This is a genomic window from Jonquetella sp. BV3C21 (genome assembly GCF_000468895.1).
Taxonomy (GTDB): domain Bacteria; phylum Synergistota; class Synergistia; order Synergistales; family Dethiosulfovibrionaceae; genus Jonquetella; species Jonquetella anthropi.
Window position 1 is genome coordinate 46582 of sequence record NZ_AWWC01000016.1, and the last position, 25228, is coordinate 71809.

Consider the following 25228-nt stretch of genomic DNA (forward strand, 5'->3'; position numbering starts at 1 on the left):
TCTCCTTTCCAGCTTCAGGCCTTTGGGGCCCGACGGCGCTTTTTAATGAACGCCGGCACCAGCAGCAGGACGATCAGGGCCCAGAGGACCAGACTGACCGGCCGGTCGAAGAAAATCGCAAAAGACCCGCCGGAAATGGCCAGCGACTGGCCGAACCCGAGCTCGGCAATCGGGCCAAGGATCAGCCCAAGCACGATGGCTCCTAGGTCAAACCCGGCCCGCTTGAGGAAATACCCTGCCACGCCGAACGCCAGCATGAGCCCCACGTCGAACATGCTGTTCTGAATGGCATAGCTGCCCACGACGGACAGAACGGCGATCGCCGGAATGAGCACCGCGTTGGGCGCGGTGGCCACTCGGGCAAAAATTGGGGCGCAGTAGAGCCCCAGCACGAGAAAGACCACGTTGGCCAAGAACAGCGACAGGATAAACGCGTAGGTCACCCCGCCGAACCGGGTGAAGAGCTCCGGCCCAGGAATGAGGTTGTGAATCATCAGCCCGCCCATGAGAGCGGCCGCCACCGAGTTGCCGGGGATTCCCAGCGTGAGCAGGGGCACCAGCGACCCGCCGACACAGCCGTTGTTGGCGCTCTCCGATGCCGCGACGCCTTTGGGGTTCCCGGTGCCGAACGTCTCCGGCTCCTTGTCGATCTGCTTGGCCAAGTTGTAGGAGATGAACGCCGAAATCGTCGCGCCGGCTCCGGGCAGGATGCCGACGATGGTGCCGATCAGGCCGCCTCGGGCGATCGTTCCGCCCAGACCTTTGGGCAGTTTGGACCGCTTGAGCGAATTCGGATCGGCTTCCAGCTGCAGGATATGAGTCTCAGACGTGAGCTCCAGAATTTGGCTCACCGAGAACAGCCCGATGAGCGCGGGCATGAACGACACGCCCTCAAACAGCTCGATGAAGCCGCCGGAAAAACGAATGTACCCGTCAATTGGGTCGGTCCCTACCAGCGCGACCAGCAGCCCAAGACAGCCCGAAATAAGCCCCTTGAGCAGGTTGCCTGACGTGAGCGTGACGATGCTGGACAGGCCGAGGATCGCCAGCAGGAAGTACTCCGGCGGTCCGAACTCGAGCGCCACCCGGGCCAGAGGCGGCGCGACGAACAGTAGCGCGAGCGTGGAGATGATGCCGCCCCAGAAGCTGGCGACCGTCGCCACGGCAATGGCCTTGCCGCCCTCGCCCTTCCGGGTCATCGGGTAGCCGTCAAACGCCGTCGCCGCCGCCGCGGGCGTTCCGGGCGTGGAAAGCAGAACCGACGAAATCGCCCCGCCGTACATGCCGCCGGAGTACACACCGCCCATCAGGGCGAGGCCGACGACCGGGTCCATGCCGAACGTCACTGGTATCAGCAGGGCCACGGCCATTGTGGCGGTCAGGCCAGGAATCGCGCCGATGACGATGCCCGACGCCGTTCCGACGAAAATTGCCGCCAGGACCTTCCACTGCAGGAGGGTAAGACAGGCTTGCGTCAGCAGACTCAACATATCAGAACCCCCATATTCCCCGAGGGATCGGGACGACGAGGAAGCGCTCGAACACGCCCCAGATGACCAGCAGAAGGATCGCCGCTGACAGGAACAAGCTGACCGGCCGGCGGTACCCAAGCCCCCAGCCGAGGGCGATCACGTACAGTCCGCTGGACAGGTAAAAACCCAGCCAGTTCATAGCCGCCGCGTAGGCGACCGTAGCGACCAAAGCCAGCCAGAAGGGCCGCCGAGCCTTAATCCACCGAATCGGCTCAGCGTTGCGCCGGGAAAAGGCCGCGCTTCCCACCAAGACGGCGCACAGGACGCCCATCACGCAGGACAGGAACTTGACGTACCGAGCCGAGCGCGCGGCGCTTTGAGGGAACAAAGCGGCGGCCATGAATATGGCCGCCGCCAGAAGAATCCCCGCGGCTCCGCTCAGGATGTCGAGGGTTTTTTTATTCATTCGCCGTCTCCCTTACCAGGGGTTGACCTCGAATTGTCTGTCCGTCATCTTCTGCTGCTCGGCCAAGTACTCCGCGTAGGCAGCGTGATCCATGACGTTCAGCTGAAGCTGTCCTTCGGCGGCTTTCAGGAACTCAGGATCCTTCATGACCGCGGCAAATACCTCGTCCAGCTTCGCCTTGACCTCGTCGGACACGCCGGCGGGCGCGGCAAAACCGCGGGACGAGTCGGAGAAAATCCCGTCATACCCCTGCTCCAAAGCGGTGGGGACGTCAGGCAGCTCGGCAACCCGCGCCTTGGTCAGCACGGCTAGGGCGCGAAGGTCGCCCGACTTGATCTGAGCTTCCACCTGCGACACGTTCATGAACGACATATCGACGTGACCGCCCATGACGGTCGCTTTCGCGTCCGACGATCCCTTGGACGGCACGGGCGTCAGCTTGATGCCGCAGGATTCCTCGGTCATTCCCCGGGCGAAATCGTCGTCGCCGCCCGGGCCGGACGTTCCGGCAGTCAGGTGAGCGCCCTCGGCCTTCGCCGCCGCCACCATATCGGCCATGGTCTTGAAGGGACTGTTCGCCGGGACGACGAGAATGCCCGGGTCGGTCACCACGTTGGCGATCGCGTAGAAGCTGTCATTGGTGTACCCGGCCCGCTTGTCGGAGACGTGAGCGGTCAGGTGAGGCGTGTACAGACAGCCAATCGTGTAGCCGTCGGCTTTTGCTCTGGCAATCGCCTCAAAACCGATCTGCCCGCCAGCGCCTGGCTTGTTGACGATCACCATCGGCTGACCCAGCAGCGGTTCGGCGAACTTGGCCACGATGCGGGCCATCGTGTCGGTGCCGCCACCGGCGGTGGACGGGACGATGACTGAAATTGGCTTTTCCGGGTAGGCGGCCAAGGCCATAGCCGGCAGTGCAAGAGCGGTCAGGAGCCCTAAAGCGATGGAACGTTTTTTCATGCGTACGCACCCCTTTTTCGGGAAATTTTGGTATTAACGCCAAGTCTGTGACTTCACTTGCATGGGTTCATTTTACCTGAAAGGTTATCGTAACGAAAGGCTAACTTCTCCCCTTCTCCCTTCAACCGCGGCGAGCTCAATCTCGGCGGGATATTTTTCCCAAAGTAGTTTATCTGCGCGGACTGGGATCACCTTTTTACTTGATACCCACGGCCGGGCCGGTCGTCCATAATAAGGCTGAAAATGTCAGAAATCGCGAGGAGTGTGAACGCCATGGAAGCGGCAAACAAGACGACCTGTTCGATCACGGTGCTGGGCATGACCTGCGCCGGGTGCGTCAGAATCGTCGAGAAGAGTCTGATGCAGGTGGACGGGGTCAAGTTCGCGGCAGTCAACCTAGCCACGAGCACCGCGTTTGCCGTGCTGGACAAGCCGGTTCCGCTGGAAGTCCTCGAAGAAGCGATCCGCCGCGCGGGATATCAGACGTCCAGAGAGCGCCCGCTGGACGCGGAGCGAAAACGATATCAGGCCGCCCGTCGGAATATGGCCGTGGCCGTGATCGCGATGATCCCGCCGACCGTTCTCATGGGCTTTCACATGGCAGGCCACCACGTTCCATACGCCGTTTGGATTAACCTCGTCTGCGGCGCGGCCGCCATTTTCGCCGCCGGCGCCGGCGTCCTAAAAAGCTCGTGGATCGCCCTGTCCCACGGACACGCCAACATGGACGTGCTGGTGGCCCTCAGCGCGTTGGCCGCGTGGCTGACCTGCGCCTTGGAAGCCGCCGGCTTTCATATTCCGTCGTTTGGAATGTTGGCGCCGATGATCGTGACCCTTCACTTGATCGGGCGGTACATCGAGTCCCGACTGAGGGACCGGGCGGCCCGGGAGATCCGCGCCCTGCTGACCATTCAATCCAAAGACGCCCGACTGGTCTCGGACGACGGCGTGACGACCACCGTGCCGATTGAGCTGCTTCAGCCCGAACAGGTCATTCGGGTCATGGCCGGTGAAAGGATCCCGGCGGACGGCCAAGTCCTAACCGGCACAGGATCCGTGGACGAGGCCATGCTCACCGGCGAGCCTATCCCCAGCGCCAAAAGCGCCGGCGACGACGTCACAGGCGGCAGCGTGCTCGTTTCCGGCCAGCTGGACGTTCAAGTCACCCACGTGGGCGAGGACAGTTTTCTGTCCCAGATCATCGCCATCATTCAGGAAGCGCAGGGGGCAAAAATCCCCATTCAGGCGTTCGCCGACCGGGTCACCGGCGCGTTTGTCCCTCTCGTCGCCGGGCTGGCCGTCATCGCCGGGGTTTTCTGGCTTCTCACCGGTGACCGGTTTTATTCGTTCCTTGACGCGGCGAGACAGTACCTGCCTTGGGTGACGTCACTTCGCAGCCCTGGCGATCTGGCGCTGTTCGCCTTTTTGTCCACTCTGCTGATCGCCTGTCCCTGCGCCCTCGGGCTGGCAACGCCCATGGCGCTGATTTCCGCTACCGGCGCGGCCAGCCGGCGGGGCGTCATTATCCGCAACGCCGAAGCGGTCCAGACGCTGGGGTCCGTTTCCGTCGCCGTTCTCGATAAGACCGGCACCCTCACGCTGGGACGCCCGGAAGTCGTCTGGCACAACCTGCCTGACGACGCGCTCAGCACTGTGGCGTCGATCGAGGCGGCGTCCAGCCACCCGCTCGCCAAGGCGATTTCGGCGCTGTGCCCGGACGTCCGGCCGGCGTCCGACGTATCCGAGGAAGCGGGCCAAGGCGTCTCCGCCCGAGTCGACGGCTGTCTGTGGGTCATCGGTCGGCTGATCAGCAAGCGGCTTCCTGAGGTTCAGGAACAGCTGGCGCTGGGACGGACGGTCGTTCAAGTCACCAAGGACGGCCAGCCGATCGGGTTGATCGCCCTGCAGGATCCTATTCGCCCAGGAGCGAAGGAAATGGTCTCCCGGCTGATCGACCAAGGCGTTCAGCCCGTGATGGCTACAGGCGACAACGACGCGGCCGCCGAGCGAGTCGCGCGGGCCGTGGGCATTTCTGAGTGGCTTTCGGAAGTTCGCCCGGAAGAGAAGCTCAAAATCGTCCGCCGCTATCAGTCCCAAGGGCACAAGGTCGTCATGTTGGGCGACGGAATCAACGACGCGGCAGGCCTCAAGGGCGCCGACGTGGGTATCGCGGTGGGAAGCGGCAGCGAGCTGGCAGTCGACAATGCCGACGCGGTGATCGTCCAGATGGACCAGCCCGCCCTGCCGGACGTTATCGCCGTTTCTCGGCTCAGCTTTCAGGTGATCCGACAGAACCTGTTCTGGGCGTTCGGGTACAACTTTGTCGCCCTTCCTCTGGCCATGGCTGCCCTGCTCCACCCGCTCATCGCCGAGGCCGCAATGACTTTAAGCTCCATTTCTGTCATCGCCAACAGCTCCCGAATCAACCGAAAATAACCGCTCAAAAACAGAGCGCCCGTCGCAGTTTCTGCGGCGGGCGCTTTTCTTCAGCCCTTCAAGTTCAACAGGGCCCAGCTGATTTTGACAACCAGCTTCTTAATCTTCGCTGGGGTCTTCGGCGCCACGAGCGGGCCGTGGCCGTCGTGAGGGAAAAAGAGGACCATTCGTCCGTCAGAGGCGTCGACGATTGAGCCTTCAGGGCAGGGCTCATAAAACCGAATGTCCCGGGCCAAATCCCACTCGCCCCGAGACGTCAGTCCCCCGAGCGGGCGCCAGATCATCCGCTCCTCTCCGAGAAGCGTCATCTGCAAGTCCACGAAGCGCCTGTGGCTTTCCAGCGGCGTCAAATCCGCTGGCCGGGTCAAAGGCTCCTCCACCGACACGAAAAGTCTTTCGCCGTCCAAAGGCCACTTGCCGACCGGCAGATCGGCGAGCGCCCTGACGGACGAAAAACGCTCGTCTTCCCACGGCCGCCGCAGAAAAGATACCGCTTGAACCAGCCCGGGGCCAAGAGCCTCGTAGAACCCAGCGTCGTCCAGATGACAGCAGATCATTCTCAACCCTCCCAGTTCTTTTCGTCCGTTTTATGCTATCACGAACGAAAGCCCTCGTCCCAGACGAAAAAAGAAAAAACTCCCCTCTTGCGCGTTCCAAATTCCCGTGCTATTATTCCTCATGTTAGAAGAAGCTAACAAGACGACCCTCTTCGCCTTGGTTTCTTCCGACTCTCCAGGAACGATCCGCAGCCTATGCGGAGCCTCGAAAGCAACAGCTGACAGCGGGAGCCCCCTCTCCTTTGGGCGCGTTAGTTCGGCAGGAACCCCTCTTCCTGCGTCGAGCCGTCCACCCCCCTCGCGGACGGTCCCTCTTCCCCCTCAAAGCTTTGCGACGCTTCGTCTGACGCGCCTCAGCCGGTCTGCTTCGAGCGTTCAGTTTCGTGAATTAGCCTCCCCGTTGGGGAGGCTTTTTCATTGGCCGGTTCGGAAAAACTTAGGCCGCCGCAGAAACCTGCGGCGGCCTAACTAAATAACTATATTACAGAACCGAAGGGAACACGAGCTGACCTAAAAAGACGGCGCACCAGTTGCCGATCACGTATCCCCAAACGCCCACGAGCATCGCCGGCAGGACGAGGTCGCTCCAGCCCTTGGAGATAGCCATCGCCGCAGCCGTGGTGGGGCCGCCGACTGTGGCGTTTGACGCGACGAGAAGCTCTTCCAAGTTGAACCGGAAAAGTTTTCCAAGCGCTAGGGTGACGAGCATGTTGCAGCACACCACAAAGGCGCAGAACACGAGAAGGATCGGGCTTTGGCGGATAATCGCCCCGATCGAGGCCGGCGCGCCGATGACGACGAGGAAAATATAAATTAAGAACGTGCCGATCTCGTTCGAACCCCGGCATTCGGCAAAATACTTGGGCGAACAGGTCACGGCAATCACGGTCAGCGTGGTGACGACAAAGTACTTGCTGCCAAAAATCGCGCGCACCACAGTCGGCAGCGACGCCATGCCTCCGACCCAGCTGGCCAGTTTGACGCTCACAGCCGCCAGCACGAAACCGGTTCCTACGACCTTGGCAATGTCCAACAGGGATATTTCCTTGCGTCCCCAGTACGCCGCCGCCCGATTGGCCGCCGCGTCCACCAACTCGTTGGCTTTCGTCTCGTAGGGGGTGGGGAAATGGCGCCGGAAAAAGGCGACCGTCGGAATGGCAAAAAGCACGAAGAAGTACAGCGTCATGTTCAGGTTATCCGCCACGATCGCCGCGTTCATCACGTTTTGGCTCACGTGGAACTGGTCGGCCATGGCGACGAAGTTGACCGTGCCGCCGATGTAGGAGCCGGTCATCATGCTGCCGATGGCCAGAGGCTCGGGCATTACCCGGCCCATCAGGGCAATCGCCAGCGTTGCCCCTAAACCGGTTCCAAACGCGGCTAAGTGAAACGCCAAGAACGTCCGGCCGCTCTCGCGCCAAATACGCCGCAGGTCGGCACCGAAGAGCATCATCGGGACGGCCAAAAGGACCACATACTCCCAAACGGCGTCGTACACCGGGCTGTCAGTGGGAATGACCCGCAGGTTTGACAGCACCAGCGCGCCCAACAGCGCGATAACCGCGCCGGACACCTTCGCGGCCCAGCGATATTTCTGCTCCAAGTAAATGCTCACGGCCGCCCAACCGACCAAGAGGGCCCACAGCGACCAAATGTCGTCGGGCCGAATCAGCGTGCTTTCCATACCAACATGCCCCCTGTGTTTTGTGCGAAAACTCTTTCCCTTATCTTCGGGTATTATACTCTCTCCGGCCGGCTCTCCCTTGGCGAACTTTCCTTGACGGGGCGGCCTTCCCGAGACTATAATTGCCCTATCTTCAGTGAGGAGCGATTTTTATGATCGTACGCTCATTCCAGCTGAATATGTCTTGGTGGTGGCGGAACTTCTAGTCCGCCGCCTTGTGCCGTTCTACCGCAAAGAGGGCCGCGCGGACTTGTCCGACGCGGCCTTTTCGTTTAAGACGAACGAGAGGGCCTTCTCCAGCAGGAGAGGCCCTCTTTTTTTGAAGGAGATGACCCGTCATGATTTTTTATCCGACCTGAAGGGACGCCGCTTCGCGCGCCCCTTGGAAATGAGTTCTCATGGAAAAACGTACCGAAGGAGGTTTTCAGATTGCAGTCTTCACAGAAAAGAGATTCTTTTAAAAGCCGAGCCGGGTTCATCTGGGCATGCGTCGGTTCAGCGGTCGGCATGGGCAATATCTGGCTGTTTCCGTACCGGGTCGGGCAGCTCGGCGGGGCGGCGTTCCTGATCCCGTATTTTATCGCCGTGGCCTTGCTGGGCTATTCGGGCGTCATCGAGGAAATGGCGTTCGGCCGGGCGATGAGGTCCGGGCCGATCGGAGCGTTCGAGAAGGTCATGAGCCGCCGAGGCCTGAAAGGCGGCGCCATTCTAGGCTATATCCCCGTCGTGGGCGCTTTAGGAATCGCCGTCGGGTACTCGGTAGTCGTCGGCTGGATCATCAAGTTCTTCGTCCAGTCCGCCTCAGGTCTCGTCACGTCAGCTCCCGACAGCGGCGCTTTCTTCGGCGCCGTCGCCGGACCGATGGGCAGTTTAGGCTGGCACACCGCCGCGATCCTCTTGACGCTCTTCGTCATGGCGGCCGGCGTGAGCAGGGGAATTGAACGGCTGAACAAGGCGATCATGCCGCTGTTTTTTCTCATGTTCGCCCTGTTGGCCCTCCGAGTGGCCTTTCTGCCGGGAGCCCTCGACGGGTACAAGTTCCTCGTCCACCCGGACTTTCAAGTCCTTTGGACGCCTAAGACGTGGGTCTACGCCCTCGGCCAGGCGTTCTTCTCCCTGTCCATTGCCGGCAGCGGCACGCTGGTCTACGGCAGCTATCTGAAAGACGACGTCGATATCGTCTCGTCCGCCAAATCTGTGGCGTTCTTCGACACAGTCGCCGCCCTGCTGGCAGCGGTCGTCATTCTTCCCGCCACGTTCGCCCATCAGGTCGCTCCGACGGCCGGACCGCCGCTCATGTTCATCGTGATGCCAGAAATTTTCAAAGGGATTCCCGCCAGCGCGCTCTTCTGCACCATATTCTTTTTCGCCGCCCTCTGCGCCGGCCTGACGTCGCTGGTCAACCTGTACGAGGCTCCGATCGAAGCGCTTCAGAACCGGTTTGGCCTCTCACGGGCCGCGTCGGTTGCGGTCATCACTTTGGCCGGTCTGGCCTTGGGAATCGCGCTGGAAGACGGGGCCCGTCTCGGCGCGTGGATGGACCTGATCAGCATTTACGTCCTGCCGCTGGGCGCCCTGCTCGCCGCCGTGATGTTCTTCTGGATCGGCGGAAGCGGGTTTGCGGCCGACCAAATTCGGCTGGGACGAAACGGAAATCTTTCGCCGCTGATCGTCCCGCTGGGCAAGTACGTTTTCTGCGGCCTGACGATCCTCGTGTTCGTCATGGGCATTCGGCTTGGGGGCATCGGCTAGGGACGCGGGGAGGGAGGACTTCAAGTCCTTCCTCCCCGTATTTCACCGGAACTCACCCAAGTCGCCTTGCTCTAACACGGCCTTCGCACCTATGATGAGCGCAAAGGAGGTGGCAGAGTGGACCGAACAGAACGGCTGACAAAAATATCCCGGCTTGGACTGGGGTGCAACGCCCTGCTCGCGCTGCTTAAAACGCTCGGCGGCTTTTTCGGCGGCAGCGCGGCCCTTTTAGCCGACGGCTTCAACTCTGTCGCCGACGTGGGAACTGACTTGGCGGCGCTCTGGGGTCTGCGGCTCGTCCGCCAGCCGGTTGACTGGGATCACCCGTACGGACACGGCAAGTTCGAGACGCTCGTCGCGGCCAGCATGGGCGCGGCGCTCCTTGCCATCGGCGGAGGCATGTTCGCCGGCGGCGTCCGCGGGTTCTTCTCAATTCTTCGCGGAGAAACTTTTGAGCGGCCAGACCTGTGGACCATCTGGATCGGACTTTTCACTGTCGGCCTAAAAGAATGGCTCTACCGCCGAACAAAACGGGCCGCCGACGAAACTGGGAGCGTCCTTCTGCTCAGCAAGGCGTGGGATCATCGAAGCGACTCGCTGGCTACATGCGTCGTGTTGGTCGGCTTAGCCGGCGCCCTCTGGTTTGGCCGCTGGGGCGCTCTGCTTGACCCGCTGGGAGCCTGTGCCGTGAGTCTGCTGGTCATTTCCGTCGGCTGGAAAACATCGCGCCAGGCGTTTCACGAGCTGACCGACGGCGCCCCGCTCGAACTGGAAGCGAAAATTGTCGCGGTCATTCGCTCCTGTCCCGGCGTCATCAGCTTTCATCATCTTCGGTTCCGCGCGCTGGGCGGGTACTTGGCGATGGATTTCCACGTTCTCCTTTCACCGGACATCACCCTCAAACAGGCCCACGACATTGCGACCGACGTCGAGAAAGCGCTGCGTCAGGAATTTGGCCCCAACACGCTGGTCACGATTCACGAAGAACCAGCTGACCGCGGGCCCAGTAATTGAGCTGACAAGCATCTGAAAATCACTGTTTTTTATTCGCCCCGTTTCCGCAGAAGTCAGCATGAACCGTCTTTTGGACGCCGCTATTCTGAAAAGCGCAGGGAGGGAAGACTCCCATATGCTTTTCGGAGGTGAACGATTCAATGATCAGAGGCAGAACAGCAAGAACTTTGGTCGCGGCACTTTTGGTGGGCCTGTCGGCCAGCGCGATTTTGGCGGCGGCTCCGACGGCTCCAGCAGCAACTCCGGCAGCTCCAGCAACAGCTCCGGCGGCTCCAGCGGCAGCAGTGATCAATCAGGGACAGGAAAGCCCGTTTGTGGCGATTGTCAAGCAAGCGGCTCCCGCTATCGTCAACATCGACGTTGAGGCAGTTGTGACTCGGTCGGTATCCGGCCTCCCGGACGATCCGTTCTTCAAGCAGTTTTTCGGCGACATGTTCAGGGAATACACCCGTCAGGTCCCCATGAAGGGCGCGGGCAGCGGTTTTGTCGTTTCGTCCGATGGGCGAATCCTCACCAACAACCACGTGATCGCCGACGCCAAGAAAATCACCGTCACGTTCTCTGACGGCACCACGAAAGACGCAAAAGTCATCGGCCGGGATCCGACGTTCGACTTGGCCGTCATCAAGGTGGACGGAAAAAACCTGCCCACCCTGCCGCTGGGCGACAGCGCCAGCGCGGAAGTCGGCAGCTGGGTCGTCGCCATCGGCAACCCTCTGGGACTGGGGGTTGAACCCACGGTGACCGTGGGCGTTCTGTCGGCGAAAAACCGCAGCATTCGAGCCAGAGATTTCAGCTTTGACGGCTTCCTGCAGACCGACGCCGCCATCAACCCGGGCAACTCGGGCGGACCGCTTCTCAACATTCACGGCCAGGTCATCGGCATCAACACAGCTATCGCGCCGATGGCGCAGGGCATCGGATTCGCCATCCCCATCGACATGGCAAAACAGGTCATGAACGATATCGTCACCTACGGGCGAGTTCGCCGCGGCCAGCTGGGCGTGTACCTCCAGCCTCTTACGCCGGTCATGGCAAACGCCATGGGCCTGAAGGACGTTAAAGGCTCCCTCGTGGCGAGCGTCGCTCCTGACTCTCCGGCCGCTTCGGCTGGCATTCGCCGCGGCGATGTCATCACGAGCGTGGACGGCAAGCCGGTGGCCAGCCCCACGGACGTGAGCACTCGGATTCGCGAGCACATCGCCGGCGACACTGTCTCCGTCACGGTTTACCGGGACGGCTCGACGAAGTCCTTCAGCGTGAAGCTCAAGCCCATCGATGAGCCGCTGGAAAAAGACAGCCAAGAGACCGTCAGCAAACTGGGAATTTCGGTTACCAAGCTGACGCCTGAGCTCCGGAAGAACCTGAACCTCGCGCCGAATGAGAACGGCTTGGTCATTACTAAAGTCGAAAACGGCTCTGTGGCCGCGTTTGCCGGACTTCAGCCTGACGATCTGATCCTGCAGGCCAACGGACGAAACGTCACCACGGCCGACGAACTGGCCCGGGCTGTCGGAAACCAGAAGGCCGTCGTCCTTCTGGTGCTCCGGGACGGCATGTCATCGTACGTCACCCTTCAGATGTAGCGTAAAAAAATGGGCCCCTTTTAAGGGGCCCATTTTTTCTTTTGCTTTTTTACCGCAGAATTTTTTCCAGCTCGTCAAGGCCGCAGCTTTCCCACGACAGGCCGTGTTTTTCGAGAACCGACTGGTATTTCAGCCCGCTGCCGGTTAAAACAACCGCCGCCTGAGACCCGGCGGAAATAATTCCCCGCGCTAGGGCCAACTTGAGCCCAGCAAAGGCCGTCGCGCTGCCTGGCTGCACGAACAGCCCTTCGGCGCATAAATCGCGCTGGGCGGATAATATTTCGTCCTCGCTCGCCGCGACGGCGGCTCCCCCGTCGGACCTGAGAAGGGACAGGGCCCTGTTTCCGCTGGGAGGCAGCGGATTATCTATCGCGTGAGCGACCGTCGAAGGATTTTCGAACCGGCGTATCGCTTGGGCGCCGGACTCAAAGGCTGCCGTCACGGGACAGCACCCTGCCGCCTGAACGGCTAAAATTCGCGGCGCCCTTTGAACCAACCCCATTTGGACGGCCTGCCGATACCCCTCAAAAATGCCGCGGATATTTCCTCCCGCGCTGACCGGCACGACCACCCAATCAAGCGTCGGAGCCTCTTCCGCCAGCTCGTACGCGATCGTTCGCGACCCGGCGACGCGGAACGGCACGTCAGAATTCATAAAATAAATCCCAAGCCGCCTTCCCAGCTCCAAGCTCACGTCGTACAGCTTGTCGTACGGCCCGTCGACTCGAACCACCCGAGCGCCGTAGACCGCCACCGGCGCCAATTTTTCTTCGGGCATATCCCGTTTAACTAAAATAAACGTCTCAGAACCTGACGCCGCGCCGTAGGCCGCGACCGACGCGGCCATGTTGCCGGTGGAAACCGTGCCGATTCGATCGAAGCCGAGCGACTTCGCGTGAGCCAAGCAGACGGCTGTCCCGCGGTCTTTAAACGACCAAGTAGGGTTGGTCGTCTCGTTTTTCGCCCACAGGGCGGAAAGGTTCAGCCGCCTGCCCAGTCGAGCCAGCGGAACAAGCGGCGTGCCGCCCTCGCCGAGACTCGTCCAGTCGCCTGACGCGAACGGGAAAAAACTCCCGTATCGTCCAACCATTCGACGCCCGGCCGGATCCACCCGACCGAGGGGGCCGACCAGTTCCAGCGGGCCGCCGCACTCACACCGTCCCAACCAATTCAGCGGCTTCGTTCTGCCGCAGTCCGCGCAAAACAATGACCAATCACTTTTCATTCCCTCTCCCCCCTTGAGCCAGCATAATAATAGACCGCCCTTTTTATTGTTTTACGCTCTATTACAGTCACCAGAAATTATGATACGATAATACAAAATAGCGTCAACGCGAACACGCCGCACAGAGGAGGACACTGTGAAAACGACTGAGGATGAAAACCGTTCCGGATCGTTTTTTGAGCGCGTTTTAAACCGGCTCCGTCAATTTCCTGCCTCTTCGGAGAAAAACGACGGACCGCACAAGGGCTTTTTCCGGCGCATGACCCGTGCCTTGGGCACGAAAATTCACGCGGCGGCTCATCGGCCGTCATCAGAGGAGGATTTAGCCATGGCAACCAAGAAAAAAGTCGAAGTCGAAGAAAAAGAAGAGCTTAAAGCGTCTGCCGCAGAGCGGTATAAAAACGCCGGTCAGGAAGTAAAAACGGCCGCTGGAGCCTTGTTCCGAGCCGTTGTGCTGACCGTCAGCGCCACATGCACCGCCGCGACGAACGGTTTCCGCGCCGTGTTCTCCAAAGAAAACGCCTCAAAAGCCGAAGACGCCATTCGAAACGCGGCTGGGAAAGTGAAAGATAAAGTCTCGTCCATCACAGAATCTGCCGCGGACGCGGCGAAGGCGACAAAAGAAAACGTCGAAGAGAACGCAAAAGCGGCGACCGAACAGCTGAAAGCCAAAGTCGAGGCCTTGAGAGACTCGGACCGCCAGGCAGCTGCGTCCGACGGCGAAGCGCCGAAAAAACGCCGCGGCCGCCCGCGCAAGAACAGGGACGACGAACCGGCCAGCAAGGCAGAGGGAAAAGCGACCAAGAAAAAATCTGCTACGACGAAGCCAGCGGCGAAGCCCAAGAAGACCGCTCCGGCAAAGAAAAAGGCAAAACCGGCCGAGAGCGCTTCTGAAGCCCCCAAAGGAGAAAAAAAGAAACCAGCGAAGAGGCTCCGTCGAAATAAGCCCCTTCGCTGGCGTTAGTCAGCTCAAAAACGCAAGAAGCAAGCCGCCGGCCACAACGGAACCGATTTGACCTGCCACGTTCGCCCCGGCAGCCTGCATCAGCAGGAAATTTCCCGGCTTTTCCTGAGCGCCCATTTTTTGGACGATTCGGGAGGCCATCGGGAACGCTGAAATCCCCGCCGCGCCGATCATCGGGTTAATTTTATTTTTCAGAAAAACGTTAGCCAGTTTGGCCGACAGGACGCCTACAGCCGTGTCGAGGACGAACGCCACAAGCCCCATGCCCATGATGAACAGAGTCTGAGGGCGCAGGAATTTGTCCCCTGTCATGGTCGCCGCGATGGCAAGGCCCAGCAGAATCGTCGTGATGTTGGTCAGCTCGTTCTCGGCCCCTCTGGCGAGACGATCCACGACGCCGCTTTCCCGCAGGAGATTGCCGAACATCAGAAACCCGATGAGCGTCGCCGATGCAGGCGCCAACAAGCTCACGATGATCGTCACACAGATGGGAAAAAGAATTTTCGCCCTCTTGGAAACGCTGCGGCTTTCGACCCGGGGCATGGTTATTTGGCGCTCCTGTTTTGTGGTCAGCAGGCGAATCACCGGCGGCTGAATCACCGGCACAAGCGCCATGTACGAGTACGCCGCCACCGAAATAGGCCCCAGCAGGTGAGGCGCGAAACGGCTGGACACGTAAATCGACGTCGGGCCGTCCGCCGCGCCAATAATGCCGATCGCCCCAGCCTCTTTAAGGTCAAACCCCATCCAAAGGGCCAGCCCCATGGTGAGAAAAATCCCCGCCTGAGCGGTCAATCCAAAAAGCGCCATCCCGGGCCTCTCGAGCACCGGCGAAAAATCCATCATCGCTCCCACGCCGATAAAGACGAGCAGCGGAAACAGCTCCGTCGCGATGCCGGTCTGAAACAGCAGCTCCACCGCGCCGTGAAAGACCTGACCGCCGACCATTTGATCCAGCGCCGATGAAAAGGGGATATTGACGAGAATTGCGCCAAACCCCATCGGCAGCAGCAGAGCCGGCTCGTAATCCTTTGCCACGGCCAGATAAATTAACACGAGCCCGATAAAAATCATCCCAGCTTGCTGCCAGCTGAGCGCCGTTATCCCTTGCAATAATGCTTCCATTCTCTCTCAATCCTCTCAATGAGCATTGGCTCCACTTTATCTAATCGTCGAACGGCCTGCAACAGCAAGTCTTCCGTTCTTCCTGCCCTCTTAAAAAACAACCCTTACCTTAAAGCCGGCCGTCTGTTATCATTTGGCCACTATCCTTCTGTCATTGAATGACAGAATTATTATGGATGTGTTCTTTATGAAGGCATTTCGTTCCCTCGTCGCGGCGGCTTTAATCAGCGTCAGCCTTTCGGCTGCAGCCTTTGCTGAACCTGAGTTTTCAGTCAACGGAGGCGCAGTCTGGTTCAGTGAAAACGTCTCAGCTGAAATGATCCAGCAGGCAAAAGACAAACTGGCGGCAGAAAAAACCCCTATTGAAGAATGCTCGTTGAGACTTGACCACGTGAACCAGGAAGCGTTCGCCGCCATCGTCAAGGCATTCAGCGATTTCCGCGTGGTGTCCATTTGGTGTCCGGACGTCACCGACCTGCCTCCTCTGTCCGCCATGTCCAACTTGGCAAGCCTCACGATTGAGAGCGCCGGCAGCGTAAAGAACCTTGATTTTGTCGCTCCTATGTCCCATCTGGCCTTTCTTGCTATTTTCGGCCTTCCCGCAGACCTAAAGAGCTTTGAACCCCTTGCTGGGAAAGAATCGCTGGAAGTCCTCACCATCGCCATGGGAGAGGACCTCCCCGAAGGCGCGGTCCTGCCCGACTTGACCCCGCTGGCCAGTTGCCCCAGCCTGTCGCAGCTCTGTCTCCAAAACTGTGACGGAGACTTAGCCCCTCTGGCGTCTTGCCAGGCCCTTCAGTCGCTGGATTTGGAAGGCAGTAAATTCAAAGACCTGTCCGCTTTGGCCGGCTGTTCATCCCTCATCAAAATCTCGGCTTGCAAGATGCCTTCGCTTGATATAACGACGCTCGGCAAGATTCCTTCCCTGCAGTTCATTGAGGTCGGTAGGGCAGGAAACATCACCGATCTGAACTGGCTGGCCGGTCTGACCAACCTGAAAGGCTTCACCCTGAGCGAAGAAAAAATCGCCGACTTCAGCCCCTTGGCCGCTAAGCCGGACCTAACCATGCTCTCGCTGCACTCCGTGAACATCCCTGACTCGTCGTTCCTGGCCCAGCTGAAAAACCTCTCCTCGCTCGAGTTATCAGACATCAACGCCCAATCTGAGCCGTTTGACCTAGCTCCTTTGGCAGGGCTCGACAAACTCTCCAGCATTTCCCTCAGCTCACTTAAGGTAAAAAACGCTGACGTTCTGCTCAAGCTGCCCGCCCTGAGCGTCCTTTTCCGCAGTGAGGCCGACGGGGTCAGCGATGATCTTGTAAACCAACTGAAAGAAAAAGGCGTCGAAAGCTTTTAAACAAATTAGATTCCGACTACCCTTTTCGTCTGTAGCAGCCATAATTAGCCCGCTGAAAAGCTTCTACGGCGGCCGTTCGGCCCTGTTTGAGGATCCCAGCGGCTGCGCCACAGTGAAAGCGCGCGAGTTAAGCCCGAAAGACTTTTGTCTTTCGGGCTTTTTGTGCGCCGGTTCATTCCGCCGGAGAGAGTGGTATATTTTAATTGCGGCATGTTGGTTTTATCAGATGCCGTCACGCCTAATGCCATGGAAAGGCCGAAAGGAGCAGATACCGTGACCGAATTATTTGACCGTTTTTTTGCCCTGATGGAAACTCGGAGATCTCTTCGTGACTACTCTGGTCCGGCCGTGACAGAACAGGAAAAGGACGCCATTTTGCAGGCGGGACATTTAGCGCCGACTGCCGGCAACATGAGCCTGTACTCGGTCATCCAAATAGAAAATCAGGAGATAAAAAAAGAAATCGCCCAGCTGAACGAACAGCCATTCATCGCCTCCTCGTCGTTCGTCGTCCTGTACTTGGCTGACTGGCAGCGCTGGTATGACTTTTACGTTCACTCTCAAGCCGAGGGCATGTGCCGGGCCCACAATATCCCATGGCGGGTCCCGCAGGAGTCCGAACTGCTTCTAGCCGCCAGCGACGCGCTCATCGCGGCCCAAACCGCCGTCATTGCCGCCGAAAGTATGGGAATCGGCTCATGCTACTTTGGCACCGCCATCGAAGGCTGGGAACGGACCAGAGACCTGCTTCAGCTGCCGCCGTTGGCCTTCCCAGTCGTCCTGACGGCGTTCGGACACTGGCCGTCAAGCGCCCGTCCAGCTGCCCGACAGCGCCTGCCCCTTTCAATGGTTCGCCACGTAGACTCGTACCGCCGAATCTCCCCTGAAGAATTGGAGCTCATGGAGAACTCTGGCCGACGGTGGAGCATCACCGCCATCGGCGAGCCGGCCAAAAACGTGGGGCAAAAAATGTACCTCCGCAAAACCGGCGCGGCGTTCGCCGTCGAATCCGCCCGAGCCACAAAGGAAGCCATCGCCGCGTGGCTGTCCGGCACGTCAAAATAAAAAGCTTCCGGCCCTTCAAGGGACCGGAAGCGAACTCAAGCCTGCTGAACGAGACGGGCGTGGACCATAAAACTGAAGAACAGCTTCTGAAAAAACGGAATCGAGAACACCAGCGCCGGCAATAAGCCGCTCTGGGCGACTGTGAGCTTGCCGTACTCCTGCGTCTTGAGCACCTGAATTGAAGGGAACAGCTCCGGCAGCTCACTTGCGCTCCGAACTCCCCACTCCATCGCCGCCTTTGAACGGCCGACCTCGCGCACAAGACGGCTTGAGCGGGCGGCGAAAAACGGCGACACCACGTCGAAAAGCGCTTCACCGCCTGAGACCTCAGCGGCGCGCTGGAAAAAGGCTCGAAGTTTCTCCACTGGAAGGTACATCACCAGCCCTTCCATGATGAACAGCGACGGACTGGAAAGGCCAAGCCGGTCGAACAGCTCCGGCGAGAACATGTCCATCCCAATCATCTGCCGGCGCGGGCCGTCTTGGAAAAAACGCCGACGCAGGTTGACGCAGTCCGGCAAGTCCACGTCGAACCACTGAACACGGCCGTCGTCCAACCGGTCGAAACGAGCGTCAAGCCCGGCCCCTAAATTCACGACCGACGCGCCCCGGTGAGAAGCCATAAAATTGGAGACTTGTCCGTCAAACCACAGAGTTCGGCGGACTGAGCCTTCAATCGTCCCCGGGTGCACACGAAAAGCCTTCCGCGTCACGCCCAGTTCGTTCACAATTCTGACCGCGTCAGGATCTCGGAGGCGCGGCGAGCCGCTTTCCGTCTCGACAGCACGGGCCACTAACGGGATAATGCAAGTCCTCGCTACCCCGCTGAGCAGATCTTCCATACCTGAGCCTCCTTTATCAAAGTTAGTTTTAGCTATATTATACTATACTTTCATATCACTCGTCAACAAACAAGCCGCCCTGTCTATCTGACAGGGCGGCTTGTTTCACGCTTTAAAAGTCGGGACGTCGCCAGCTGCGCCAAGGGGCGGCGCTGAGAGCAGCTTCCCAAAAAGAAAACGCGCCCGATGGACTCGGACGCGTTCAACGTGCTTACGGACGAGTTTTCTTTAACCCACCGCCTCGTCGACTATGAATAGAACCTCTTGAAACTGCTTAACTTCCTCGTTGTAACGATAGAAGAAGTTTTCTCTCTTAGTCTTGGCGTATGTAGCCAGCTTCTCCGTCGGGGTGCCGTTCTCGTCCAGCCTGTAGACGCTGAACACCATGCAGTCGCAGCCGTCGTACTGTTCGTCCTTTTCCCTCTGCCAGCCCAGCTCTTTCAAGCTTCCCAGGTCTTCATCGCATTGAGCGCCGTCAACGACTAAAAAAATTAACTGAAGATCCTGAACCGCCTCTACCTCTTCTTCGTTCCAAACCGTCTCCTTCGGAAGCGGGACGCTCTTCGGCGACCCATAAGCGGCAGGGGAAAGCGCCAACACGGCCGCTGTCAAAAGTGCTGTCAGTCTTCCTCGCAACGAACGCTCCTCCTTTTTGAACAGGTTATATTTACATCGTACCCAACGCTTTTATTATGCGAAGAGCTGACGCGAATTGTCAAGGATGGGATTATCAGTTAGTCAGTATTTATCAATTCATTTAATCTCTTTTTATGCCATTATATCTCGCTTCGCCCGACGTCCTACAGGTCTTTCTGCCCTCCAAGTCGATCATCTTCGCCGAAACGATCTGAGTCCCGAGAAGCATACCGTCTCTGTCATTGGCCGCCCAGCACGCGCCTGCCGCCGAATTTGGCGCGTCCTAGCCAGCCAGCGTCCTTCCAAACGGCCTCAAGCGCGTCACCTTGAGCTGCACAGCCGCACAGCACCGCGAACCGCCGTGCTGCTCCCTCTTGGGCGACGCAGCGGGGACGCAGAGAACTTTTGCGCCGACCTTGGCGGCTGATCGGGCTGAAGAGGGAAAACAAAACGTAACAGCCCAGGAGCGCGATTGCTGTCCCGTCAGCAGAAAAACCGGCGCGCTTCGCCGGGGAGAAAAAACTCCGCCCGGTCAACGCGCCGGAAAGGTGGACTTTATCGTACCGGCAGGCCGCGCCTCCCGATGAGCTGACCGCCAGAACTTAACTTCCCTGTCGCCGAGAACGGCACCGCTGACAAGACACAAATTTCCGCCAGTCTAACATGCATACCATCAATACGCTGGGACTCCGACGCGTACGCAGGCCCCACAGCCCCAATAAACGGCCGAGGAACGCCCTCAGACTGAGCCGCCATTCAACTTGAAGCTCATTTTCAACCGATCTTCCAGCGCCGCGCCATTTGTCCAAGGGGCAAACGCACCGTTCCATTCCGTTTCGTCTTCTTTTCCCACGAGAGTTCGCCTGCTCTTCACGCACCTAGAGGCCAGCTTTCGAGGCGGTGAAGTTTATGAGTTTATTCCGCGGCGCAAAAGTCGGCGAGTTTGACAGTGGACTTCACAATGGGCATAAAAAATGTCCACTATCCCCATGAAGGAGCATAAAATACGCGTATCAAGCGCAGGACGACGCAGTTTAATTTTTCAAAGTATCCTAGAGGCATTGAAAAAACTCCTTGGCTGAAAGGACGCGCGGCAAGGGGGGCGCATTGCGATCATTGATCCGACATCACGACGCGGCAGCAACGGTACCGCGCGATCAAAAGCCCCTCAAGGGACACAGACGAAGTAGCACGCCAAACGGGCATATAGCCAAATAAGTAACGACAAAACCGAGGCAGTCTTCGCGCCTCGGCTGATCAAACGGAGGAAGAATACAAATGAACAAATGCAAGGACACCGCAATCTATCCAGCGATTTTTTCGTACGCCGACGACGGCATCACGATCACGTTTCCGGACCTGCCCGGCTGTATCTCCAGTGCCCACAGCGATGACGAGGCGCTTTATATGGCTCGCGACGCGCTAGGCTGCTGGCTTGCCGCCAATGAGACCTCGGGAAATAGCCTTCCGGCACCTTCTGCGCCCCAAAACATTAAGTGCAGTAAGAACCAAGCTGTATTCATCATCGACGTTTGGCTGCCACTCTACCGAGAAGAACGCCTTTCTGGAAGCGTCAAGAAAAACGTCACAATACCAATTTGGCTGAACGCAGCCGCAGAGAAAGCAGGGCTCAACTTTTCTAAAATTCTGCAGGCGGGGCTAAAAGCCTCGCTCAGAATACAATAAGGCTTTATTCGCGCGCCCGTGCAGGGCGCGACTTGAGCCGCCAGAGGGCAGCAAGCAAGCCACAGCATTTCAATTCACGCGCCCGTACAAGTTCGTCATGTGCTTTTAATTGTTCTCTTTGTGACGTCCCCTTTCGACTCCGCCCCATCTGAGTCGGAGGACGTCCTTTTCTTTTCCGAATCAGTCTTTTACCCCAAATAGAACGGCGGCCTGCCCACCGTGCGAGCAAGCCGCCTGAGAAGGACGCTTTACTTGTTTTCTTCGAGCCAACGGCAAGCGAGCCCGGCCATTCCGGCTACTCCCATGTAAAGCACCGCGTCGTCCACGGTGTACTTGGGGTGGTGCTGGGGGTACGCCATGTCGTGTTCTGGGTCTCCGGTGCCGAGGAACATGAAGCAGCCGGGGATTAACGCCTGATACTCGCTGAAGTCCTCTGCCGCCATGTCGGGACCGCCGTCAATCACGTGGTCTTCGCCGAACATAGCCGACAGCTCCTGGCGCACAAACTCGGCGCCCTTTGCGTCGTTCACCGTCGGACGGAGCATCCAGTGATAGGTGAAGTCGGCCGTGCACCGGTACGCCGCGCAGATGTCCTTGGCCATTTCTCCCATTCGCTGGGCCAAATTCTCTCGGACTTTCTGGTTGAACGTCCGAGTGGTTCCCTGCATGTACGCGGTCGAGGGGATGATGTTAAACAGAGTGCCGGCGGATATGTTGGCCACCGTTAGCACAGCGGCGTCCAGCGGCGCGGTTTCCCGGCTGACGAGAGCCTGCCAGCTCTGAACGAGCGCGCAGGCCGCCACAACCGGGTCGATGGAAAGCTGAGGCGCTGATCCGTGTCCGCCCTTACCGGTAATGGTCACTTCAAACTTATCGGCAGACGCCATAAAGGCTCCGGGCCGGACGCTGATCAATCCGCGCCGGATCGGTGACCAAATGTGCTGGCCAATGATAAAGTCAACGCCTTCGAGCGCTCCGGCGGCGATGATCGCTTTTGCTCCGGCGCCAATCTCCTCGGCGGGCTGGAAAATAAAGCGAATCTTGCCTTTGTACTCCTCTTTGTGCTCGGCGATGAGCTTTGCCGCGCCAAGCGCCATGGCGATGTGGCTGTCGTGGCCGCAGGCGTGCATGTACCCCACGTTGACCGATTTCCAGGGCACCTGAAGCTCTTCGGTCACCTTGAGGGCGTCAATATCAGCCCGCAGGGCGATCCGCTTGCCCGGCACGTCTTCGTTCAAGTCGGCAATGACGCCTAAATCCGGGTGGCCCTCACAGCCGACGCGCACTTTGTAGCCCAGTTCCCGCATGATTTTAGCGATCTCTGCGGTTGTTTCCTTTTCGCCCATCGACGGTTCCGGATGCTGGTGGAAATAGTGCCTCCACTCTGCTACCTGTTTTTCGATCTCTTTCGCGCGATTTTTCATCAGGTCGTACATTCTATCAGCCTCCTGCCTGAATTTTTACGCTGACAACTGCACTCCCCGAGTACTCTTGTGCTCTGGGACGAACTTCTCAGCTCCTACATGCCAGCCGGGTGCAGCAGCGTGACGCAGACGCCGGCCATGATGACCGAGCCGATCGTCACAGTGATAAATCCGCCGATGATCATCGGCGACAGCATCTGATTCATCAAGAACGAGAACTCTTCCTTGTCCTTCGCCAGCCCCTTGCTCGCTTCTTCCGTCAGGATGTAGTTGGGCGGGAAGCCGTACAGAGCCGTCAGGGTCAGAGCCATGGACAGAGGCACCGACCGCCCAAGGATTTTGCCCATGATCGCGGAGAACAGCATGAGGCCGCAAACGCCGATGACGACGATGACAAACACCGGCCATACCAGCATCAGCAGGTCGTGAGGCGTGGATTCCTTGAGCATGCACATGACAAGGCACATGACGATGGCCATAACCAGCCCGAGGGACGAGGACTTCTCCAGAGTCTTGCGCTCGATCAGTCCGACTTCAGCGGCCAGCGCGCCGAAGATGAGCGTGATGACCAACGGGTGAATGGCGTAGCTTCCCCACGCCGGGTTTATCGCAATCAATCCGGCCTTGATCCAAGCAGCCACGTTGAACGATACCCAGCCGACAAGGCCCAGTCCGGCCAGATGAGTGAAGCTCGTCTGATACTTCTCCGGCAGAGGCGGAATCAGGCGCTTGCGGGCAGCGCCCGGCGCAGAAACGTCTTCAACCGGGCAGTTATAAGCCTTCACGTCGCCAGCCTTCCGCGCGTTCAGCAGGCGAGTTCCTTCCCACTTCAGGCACAGGGCCGTCAGAGGATACCCGACAAAGCTCTGGACGACAAAGATGGCCGGAGGCAAAAGGGCCAGAACGCCCAAGTTCATCGCCTTTGCGGCCTCACCCATCATGATCGTGGACACCAAGGCACCGGCCAATGACGGCGTGCCAAGGACGACAGCATTCCAGCCCAAGATCGGCTTAGCGAGGACGAACAGCGCAACCGAAAGGCCAACCAGCCCCGCGACGGCAATGACAACTGTCTTCCACTGCTGTCCCAATTCCTTCAGGCTCATCATGGAACCCATGTGGCCGATGATCAAGAACATCGCCAGCGTCCACATGTTCGTCCCAAACCCCGCAATGTCCATGACGTTGCGAGGCAGCCAACCGGTCCAGAACCCGATGACGAACAGCGACGCGGAAATGAAGACCGACGGAACCCACGCTTTCGTCTTCGCAGACACGGCGTCCCCAATAGACAGCATGAACATCATAATGAAGAACGCAAAGATAAAACTCACCCAGCACACCTCCCTCGTTTTCCCCCAATAAGTTAAATTACTAGGGACTATCAGTTTATCACGGGAAATAACGGCCAGTCAAAGAAACGAGAGCCTGTCAGGAATCCTTTTTTGAGGTGAGCGGGGCGATTTTCGTCCATTATTTGAGTGTAAATTAATTGCTTTTTACTGACTATATTTTCCGGCTTTGAGACGTCCCAAACTCCCCCAGACGCTCCCCGAATACCTTTATAATCGTGATACTCTCTTAGTTTTTTTTGACACGCCTATCCCAGAATGCTATAGTCATAGGTGCGAAAAGAGTGGTGCACTCTTGCTTCGCGGAGAGTCTGGCCTTTTGGCCAAATTTTAAAGGAGGGTCTTTTGTCATGGAAACGAAAAAGGCAGTGGCGGGAATCACAGTGGCGGCTCTTTTGAGCTTTGCTGGCGCGGCGATGGCGCACGAGCTGTTCCTCAAGCCGGAAGTGTTCGCAGCAAAAGGCGACAGCGACGTCAAGGTCTCTATCATCTCCACGCACCGGTTCATGATCTCGGAGGAAGTTGAAGAGGCAGACACCATGAAGCTTGGCGTTCTGGGAACCTCCGGCGACACGTTCGGCGACGTGAAGGCTGACGAAGCTAATCAGTGCTTGGTCTCTACCCTGCACGTGAAATCGGACGCTCCGGCTGTCCTCACGCTGGAGCGGGCTGGCGAGCTTTACTCCATCACCAACAAGGGCGGCAAGCCGGGCAGCCGAAAAGAGCTCGAAGCTCAGGGGCTGAAAGTTAAATCCTCCACGCTTTACTGCAAGTTTGTCAAGGCCATGTTCAACGCCAAGAGCGGCGATGAGACGTGGAAAGAGCTGGCCAATCAGGACCTCGAGATCGTCCCGCTCAGCAACCCGGCCGATCTGAAAGTCGGCGACGAGCTGGCCGTCAAGATCCTGCACCACGGTTCCCCCGAGTCGACGAACGTCTGGGCTTCCTACGACGGATTCGCTCCTGATTGGGAGAATACATACGCGTACTACACCGAGTGCGACACTGAGGGCGTCGCTCACATCCGCATTACCCATCCGGGCTACTGGTTCGTGCGGACCATGTCAACCGAAAAGGGCGTTGATGGCGAGTACGACTCCAAGAATATCCGTTCTGTTTTCTGCTTTGAGGTCAAGTAACCTCCATGAAATTTCTTTCTGCCGCAGCAGTCGCCCTGTGCCTCAGCGCCGGGGCGACCGCCGCTTTAGCGCACGGCGTCGGGGTCAGGGTATCGAGCGACAAGCCGGTTGCTCTGGAGTTCTACTACTCCACTGGAGAAACCATGTCGTACGCAGAGACGCAGGTTTTCTCGCCCGCCGATCCCAAAACTCCATATCAGGAAGGTAGCACCGACGATATGGGCCATTTTGCGTTTGTCCCCAACGCTGACGGAGACTGGAAAGTCGTCGTCTCGCAGGAAGGCCATCGCGCCGAAGGTCACGTAAACGTGAAGATGAGCGAGCTGAACAGCGGAGCGGCCAGCGCCGCGCCGGCGCCCCAGGTTTCGGGCAGTTCCATGCCTTCGGGAGCCGAATTGGCACGGAACGCCGTGCTGGGCGTCAGCCTGCTGTTCAACATTGGCGTTGCCGTCGTCTTGATCCGTCGGCGTCGGAAGGCGGCCTAAC

21 protein-coding genes are annotated in these 25228 nt (G+C 58.8%); 10 read left to right on the plus strand and 11 right to left on the minus strand.

Going from position 1 to position 25228, the window contains the following annotated elements:
• Nucleotides 1-14 precede the first annotated feature (14 nt).
• The 3 genes from HMPREF1249_RS03915 to HMPREF1249_RS03925 are packed head-to-tail and all read right to left on the minus strand — an operon-like array spanning nt 15 to nt 2898.
• On the minus strand, nt 15-1490 hold the full coding sequence (locus HMPREF1249_RS03915; protein ID WP_008519757.1) for a tripartite tricarboxylate transporter permease: 1476 nt from the start codon (nt 1488-1490) through the stop codon (nt 15-17).
• 1 nt (nt 1491) lies between these two features.
• On the minus strand, nt 1492-1938 hold the full coding sequence (locus HMPREF1249_RS03920; RefSeq protein ID WP_008523450.1) for a tripartite tricarboxylate transporter TctB family protein: 447 nt from the start codon (nt 1936-1938) through the stop codon (nt 1492-1494).
• A 12-nt stretch (nt 1939-1950) separates the two neighbouring features.
• A complete protein-coding gene (locus HMPREF1249_RS03925) occupies nt 1951-2898 on the minus strand; it encodes a tripartite tricarboxylate transporter substrate binding protein (protein ID WP_008519760.1) in 948 nt (315 codons plus the stop codon).
• A gap of 273 nt (nt 2899-3171) precedes the next feature.
• Here HMPREF1249_RS03925 and HMPREF1249_RS03930 point away from each other — a divergent pair, with 273 nt between their 5' ends.
• On the plus strand, nt 3172-5334 hold the full coding sequence (locus HMPREF1249_RS03930) for a heavy metal translocating P-type ATPase (protein WP_021775855.1): 2163 nt from the start codon (nt 3172-3174) through the stop codon (nt 5332-5334).
• 50 nt (nt 5335-5384) lie between these two features.
• On the opposite strand, the gene HMPREF1249_RS03935 is transcribed toward HMPREF1249_RS03930, so the two are convergent.
• Nucleotides 5385-5891 (minus strand): YhcH/YjgK/YiaL family protein, encoded by a 507-nt coding sequence (locus HMPREF1249_RS03935; RefSeq protein WP_008519766.1) that lies wholly within the window; start codon nt 5889-5891, stop codon nt 5385-5387.
• Between the two features lie 481 nt (nt 5892-6372).
• On the minus strand, nt 6373-7575 hold the full coding sequence (locus HMPREF1249_RS03940; protein WP_008519770.1) for a DUF819 family protein: 1203 nt from the start codon (nt 7573-7575) through the stop codon (nt 6373-6375).
• Nucleotides 7576-8004: 429 nt separating this feature from the next.
• Between HMPREF1249_RS03940 and HMPREF1249_RS03945 the strand changes: the two genes are divergently transcribed.
• The 3 genes from HMPREF1249_RS03945 to HMPREF1249_RS03955 all read left to right on the plus strand — a co-directional run bounded on the left by HMPREF1249_RS03945 (nt 8005) and on the right by HMPREF1249_RS03955 (nt 11927).
• Nucleotides 8005-9327: a sodium-dependent transporter gene (locus tag HMPREF1249_RS03945; RefSeq protein WP_008523452.1), complete on the plus strand. Its 1323-nt coding sequence runs from the start codon at nt 8005-8007 to the stop codon at nt 9325-9327.
• Between the two features lie 117 nt (nt 9328-9444).
• On the plus strand, nt 9445-10341 hold the full coding sequence (locus HMPREF1249_RS03950) for a cation diffusion facilitator family transporter (RefSeq protein ID WP_008519773.1): 897 nt from the start codon (nt 9445-9447) through the stop codon (nt 10339-10341).
• A gap of 140 nt (nt 10342-10481) precedes the next feature.
• Complete coding sequence (locus tag HMPREF1249_RS03955; RefSeq protein WP_021775861.1) at nt 10482-11927, plus strand: Do family serine endopeptidase; 1446 nt, start codon at nt 10482-10484, stop codon at nt 11925-11927.
• A 49-nt stretch (nt 11928-11976) separates the two neighbouring features.
• Here the strand turns inward: HMPREF1249_RS03955 and thrC are convergent, their stop codons facing one another.
• Nucleotides 11977-13152: a threonine synthase gene (gene thrC / locus HMPREF1249_RS03960; protein WP_008523454.1), complete on the minus strand. Its 1176-nt coding sequence runs from the start codon at nt 13150-13152 to the stop codon at nt 11977-11979.
• A gap of 328 nt (nt 13153-13480) precedes the next feature.
• Between thrC and HMPREF1249_RS03965 the strand changes: the two genes are divergently transcribed.
• A complete protein-coding gene (locus tag HMPREF1249_RS03965) occupies nt 13481-14116 on the plus strand; it encodes an AT hook motif protein (RefSeq protein WP_231366875.1) in 636 nt (211 codons plus the stop codon).
• Here HMPREF1249_RS03965 and HMPREF1249_RS03970 read toward each other — a convergent pair whose 3' ends face one another.
• Nucleotides 14117-15241 (minus strand): sodium ion-translocating decarboxylase subunit beta, encoded by a 1125-nt coding sequence (locus tag HMPREF1249_RS03970; RefSeq protein WP_008519781.1) that lies wholly within the window; start codon nt 15239-15241, stop codon nt 14117-14119.
• A 187-nt stretch (nt 15242-15428) separates the two neighbouring features.
• Between HMPREF1249_RS03970 and HMPREF1249_RS03975 the strand changes: the two genes are divergently transcribed.
• Nucleotides 15429-16598 carry a leucine-rich repeat domain-containing protein gene (locus HMPREF1249_RS03975; protein ID WP_008523456.1) on the plus strand — a complete coding sequence of 390 codons (1170 nt, stop codon included), beginning with the start codon at nt 15429-15431 and terminating at the stop codon, nt 16596-16598.
• Nucleotides 16599-16871: 273 nt separating this feature from the next.
• On the plus strand, nt 16872-17663 hold the full coding sequence (locus HMPREF1249_RS03980; protein ID WP_008523457.1) for a nitroreductase family protein: 792 nt from the start codon (nt 16872-16874) through the stop codon (nt 17661-17663).
• A gap of 35 nt (nt 17664-17698) precedes the next feature.
• Here HMPREF1249_RS03980 and HMPREF1249_RS03985 read toward each other — a convergent pair whose 3' ends face one another.
• Both HMPREF1249_RS03985 and HMPREF1249_RS03990 read right to left on the minus strand, forming a co-directional pair.
• Nucleotides 17699-18505 carry a class I SAM-dependent methyltransferase gene (locus tag HMPREF1249_RS03985; protein WP_008519789.1) on the minus strand — a complete coding sequence of 269 codons (807 nt, stop codon included), beginning with the start codon at nt 18503-18505 and terminating at the stop codon, nt 17699-17701.
• 228 nt (nt 18506-18733) lie between these two features.
• Entirely contained in the window at nt 18734-19141 is a 408-nt protein-coding gene (locus tag HMPREF1249_RS03990) for a hypothetical protein (protein ID WP_008523459.1), read from the minus strand.
• A 1278-nt stretch (nt 19142-20419) separates the two neighbouring features.
• Between HMPREF1249_RS03990 and HMPREF1249_RS03995 the strand changes: the two genes are divergently transcribed.
• A complete protein-coding gene (locus tag HMPREF1249_RS03995; RefSeq protein ID WP_008519796.1) occupies nt 20420-20827 on the plus strand; it encodes a type II toxin-antitoxin system HicB family antitoxin in 408 nt (135 codons plus the stop codon).
• 248 nt (nt 20828-21075) lie between these two features.
• Here HMPREF1249_RS03995 and HMPREF1249_RS04000 read toward each other — a convergent pair whose 3' ends face one another.
• Both HMPREF1249_RS04000 and HMPREF1249_RS04005 read right to left on the minus strand, forming a co-directional pair.
• Entirely contained in the window at nt 21076-22263 is a 1188-nt protein-coding gene (locus tag HMPREF1249_RS04000; RefSeq protein WP_008519798.1) for a M20 metallopeptidase family protein, read from the minus strand.
• A gap of 83 nt (nt 22264-22346) precedes the next feature.
• A complete protein-coding gene (locus HMPREF1249_RS04005; RefSeq protein WP_008519799.1) occupies nt 22347-23585 on the minus strand; it encodes a hypothetical protein in 1239 nt (412 codons plus the stop codon).
• Between the two features lie 368 nt (nt 23586-23953).
• On the opposite strand from HMPREF1249_RS04005, the gene HMPREF1249_RS04010 reads away from it, so the two are divergent.
• A complete protein-coding gene (locus HMPREF1249_RS04010) occupies nt 23954-24742 on the plus strand; it encodes a DUF4198 domain-containing protein (RefSeq protein ID WP_008519802.1) in 789 nt (262 codons plus the stop codon).
• A gap of 5 nt (nt 24743-24747) precedes the next feature.
• Nucleotides 24748-25227 carry a hypothetical protein gene (locus tag HMPREF1249_RS04015; RefSeq protein ID WP_008519803.1) on the plus strand — a complete coding sequence of 160 codons (480 nt, stop codon included), beginning with the start codon at nt 24748-24750 and terminating at the stop codon, nt 25225-25227.
• The last annotated feature ends 1 nt before the right edge of the window (nt 25228 follow it).